This window comes from Pseudomonas sp. MD195_PC81_125 (assembly GCF_014060985.1).
GTDB lineage: Bacteria > Pseudomonadota > Gammaproteobacteria > Pseudomonadales > Pseudomonadaceae > Aquipseudomonas > Aquipseudomonas parakoreensis.
The window spans coordinates 1-3,554 of the sequence record NZ_JABULD010000660.1; the positions used below are offsets into that span (position 1 = coordinate 1).

The 3,554-nt window shown below is 57.0% G+C and carries 2 protein-coding genes and 1 pseudogene; 2 read left to right on the plus strand and 1 reads right to left on the minus strand.

What is annotated here, in order from left to right:
• Positions 1-50: 50 nt before the first annotated feature.
• On the minus strand, positions 51-332 hold the full coding sequence (locus HT737_RS26060) for a cold shock domain-containing protein (RefSeq protein ID WP_182404277.1): 282 nt from the start codon (positions 330-332) through the stop codon (positions 51-53).
• A 224-nt stretch (positions 333-556) separates the two neighbouring features.
• Here HT737_RS26060 and clpS point away from each other — a divergent pair, with 224 nt between their 5' ends.
• Both clpS and clpA read left to right on the plus strand, forming a co-directional pair.
• Positions 557-940: an ATP-dependent Clp protease adapter ClpS gene (gene clpS, locus HT737_RS26065; RefSeq protein ID WP_011334948.1), complete on the plus strand. Its 384-nt coding sequence runs from the start codon at positions 557-559 to the stop codon at positions 938-940.
• 30 nt (positions 941-970) lie between these two features.
• Positions 971-3,242: pseudogene (gene clpA / locus HT737_RS26070) on the plus strand (ATP-dependent Clp protease ATP-binding subunit ClpA).
• Positions 3,243-3,554: the final 312 nt, after the last annotated feature.

Below are 3,554 nucleotides of genomic sequence, written 5' to 3' on the forward strand. Positions count from 1 at the left end.
TCGAGTGATCGAGCCGGGCGGTTTGTTTTCTGGCAGGTGTCCGGTTGGCTTCAGCTGGTCACGGATTGGTGATGAGCGGCTGTCGAGGCACTATCTTTTGCGGCCTCGACATTCTGAATTTTTATGGCGTGCAGGCCTTTCGGCCCTTGCACGATCTCGAATTTGACTTCTTGCCCGGCTTTAAGGGTTTTGTACCCGTCCATTTCAATGGCGGAGTAATGGGCAAAGAAATCGATCTCCTTGCCATCCTCGTCCTTCCCCTCGCGGGAGTCGGTGTTAATGAAACCGAACCCCTTGGCATTGTTGAACCATTTCACCTTGCCGACAGCCATGCTCAAATCCCTCTGCAACAGTCTCCATCGCTGGAGTATCATCCAATTCATCCGCAATCGAATCCGTTAAAAAGATTGACTCCGCGGATCTTTTTTACCCACTGTGGGCTCTATTGGTTGTAACACCGTTTTCCCGATAGTCAAGGTGACCGGGCAGTCGGAGTTGAAAAGGTATACAGCCGCCCCCACCACTGTATTTGCACAACTGACGAACCTTTCTTTCCATGCATGCAATCAGCCAGATTCGACTAACATTCAATCAGGATCGCCCGCTTCTCCAGAAGGATCTTCCACAGGAGCACGACGACGATTCGGCAGGCGTTGCTGTTCAGGAAGCAAAGCCTGCGTTACAGGCGCCGCCGATGTACAAGGTGGTTTTGTTCAACGATGACTACACACCGATGGATTTCGTCGTCGAAGTGCTCGAGGTGTTTTTTAACCTGAATCGCGAGCTGGCGACCAAGGTCATGCTGGCCGTTCACACAGAAGGACGGGCAGTATGTGGAGTGTTTACCCGCGACATCGCCGAGACAAAGGCCATGCAGGTCAACCAGTACGCCAGGGAAAGCCAGCATCCGCTACTCTGTGAAATCGAGAAGGACGGTTAATCGCCGACCACTTGGGTATGAGGTGAAGCTATGTTAAACCGCGAGCTCGAAGTCACCCTCAATCTTGCCTTCAAGGAGGCTCGTTCGAAGCGTCATGAATTCATGACCGTCGAACACCTGCTGCTGGCCCTATTGGACAATGAGGCTGCCGCCACCGTATTGCGTGCCTGCGGCGCAAACCTCGACAAACTCAAGCACGACCTGCAGGAGTTCATCGACTCAACCACGCCATTGATCCCCGTCCACGACGAAGATCGCGAAACCCAGCCAACCCTGGGCTTCCAGCGTGTACTGCAACGTGCTGTTTTTCATGTACAGAGCTCGGGCAAACGCGAAGTGACTGGCGCCAACGTGCTGGTTGCAATCTTCAGTGAGCAAGAGAGTCAGGCCGTGTTCCTGCTGAAACAGCAGAGCGTTGCGCGCATTGATGTCGTCAACTATATCGCCCATGGCATCTCCAAGGTGCCGGGGCATGGCGATCACTCTGAAGGTGAACAAGATATGCAGGACGACGAGGGCGGTGAGTCTTCTTCTTCAGGCAATCCGCTGGACGCTTATGCCAGCAATCTCAACGAACTTGCTCGCCAGGGGCGGATCGATCCGCTGGTCGGTCGTGAGACGGAAGTCGAGCGTGTCGCGCAGATCCTCGCGCGTCGACGCAAGAACAATCCGCTGCTGGTGGGCGAGGCGGGCGTGGGTAAAACCGCGATTGCCGAAGGCCTGGCCAAGCGCATTGTCGACAACCAGGTGCCGGATCTGCTGGCCAACAGCGTCGTCTATTCGCTCGACCTCGGCGCTCTGCTTGCAGGCACCAAGTATCGCGGTGATTTCGAGAAGCGCTTCAAGGCGCTGCTCAATGAACTGAAAAAAACGTCCGCAGGCGATCCTGTTCATCGACGAGATCCACACCATCATCGGTGCGGGTGCCGCGTCCGGTGGCGTGATGGATGCCTCGAACCTGCTCAAGCCGCTGCTATCGTCTGGCGACATCCGCTGCATCGGCTCGACCACGTTCCAGGAATTTCGCGGCATCTTCGAGAAGGATCGTGCGTTGGCACGACGCTTCCAGAAAGTCGATGTCGTCGAGCCGTCGGTGGAGGACACCATCGGTATCCTGCGCGGCCTGAAGGGGCGTTTCGAGCAGCACCACAACATCGAATACAGCGATGAGTCGTTGCGCGCGGCTGCTGAACTGGCATCGCGTTATATCAATGACCGGCACATGCCGGACAAGGCCATCGACGTGATCGACGAAGCGGGTGCCTACCAGCGTCTGCAGCCGGCCGACAAGCGCGTGAAGCGCATTGACGTGCCACAGGTTGAAGACATCGTGGCGAAAATCGCGCGGATTCCGCCGAAACATGTCACCAGCTCCGACAAGGAACTGCTGCGCAATCTGGAGCGTGACCTGAAGCTGACGGTATTTGGTCAGGACGCGGCGATCGATTCGCTGTCGACCGCGATCAAGCTGTCTCGTGCCGGGCTCAAGTCGCCTGACAAGCCTGTCGGTTCGTTCCTGTTCGCAGGGCCCACCGGTGTCGGTAAAACCGAGGCCGCGCGGCAACTGGCCAAAGCGCTGGGCATCGAACTGGTGCGCTTCGACATGTCCGAGTACATGGAGCGTCACACCGTATCGCGTCTGATCGGTGCGCCTCCGGGCTATGTCGGCTTTGATCAGGGCGGTTTGTTGACCGAAGCGATCACCAAGCAACCGCACTGCGTATTGCTGCTCGATGAAATCGAGAAGGCGCATCCGGAAGTCTTCAACCTGCTGCTGCAGGTGATGGACCACGGTACGCTCACCGACAATAACGGGCGCAAGGCGGATTTCCGCAATGTGATCGTGATCATGACCACCAACGCCGGTGCCGAAACTGCGGCGCGTGCTTCGATCGGTTTCACTCATCAGGATCATTCGTCTGATGCGATGGAAGTGATCAAGAAGAGCTTCACGCCGGAATTCCGTAACCGTCTGGACACCATTATCCAGTTTGGTCGCCTCAGCCATGAGGTCATCAAAAGTGTGGTGGACAAGTTCCTTACCGAACTGCAGGCGCAGCTGGAAGACAAGCGTGTGCTGCTTGAGGTCACTGATGCCGCGCGTAGCTGGCTGGCGGCGGGTGGTTATGACTCGGCGATGGGCGCACGTCCGATGGCGCGTCTGATCCAGGACAAGATCAAGCGTCCGCTGGCGGAGGAGATTCTGTTTGGCGAGCTGGCCGAGCATGGCGGTGTGGTGCATATCGACATCAAGGATGGTGAGTTGACGTTTGACTTCGAAACCACGGCTGAGATGGCCTGACTGCTGTAAGACAAGAAGGCGCCTTCGGGCGCCTTTTTGTTGTCTGATGTTTTTGGGTGTATATCTGTTGCTGCGGTAGCGGCTGCTTAGGGTTCCGCCCTTACGGCGGGTCACTTTGGCAAACGCCCCAAAGTAACCAAAGGGCTTTACCCTGACGTTCGGCCCTCGCTTAGGCTCGGGTTCCTTCGCTCCGGGATTCATCCGGGGTACAGCGCCTACGGTTTGCTTCGCTGCACCTCCTCTCGCTGTGTTTGGCTGCGCCAAAACGGTCGCTGCGCCTCCCCACCCCCCGGATAAAACCCCCTCCCACTC

Excerpts from the sequence above, each read along its gene's own strand:
- clpS (WP_011334948.1), top strand. The coding sequence starts at position 557 with ATGCATGCAATCAGCCAGATTCGACTAACATTCAATCAGGATCGCCCG.
- HT737_RS26060 (WP_182404277.1), bottom strand. The coding sequence starts at position 332 with ATGGCTGTCGGCAAGGTGAAATGGTTCAACAATGCCAAGGGGTTCGGT.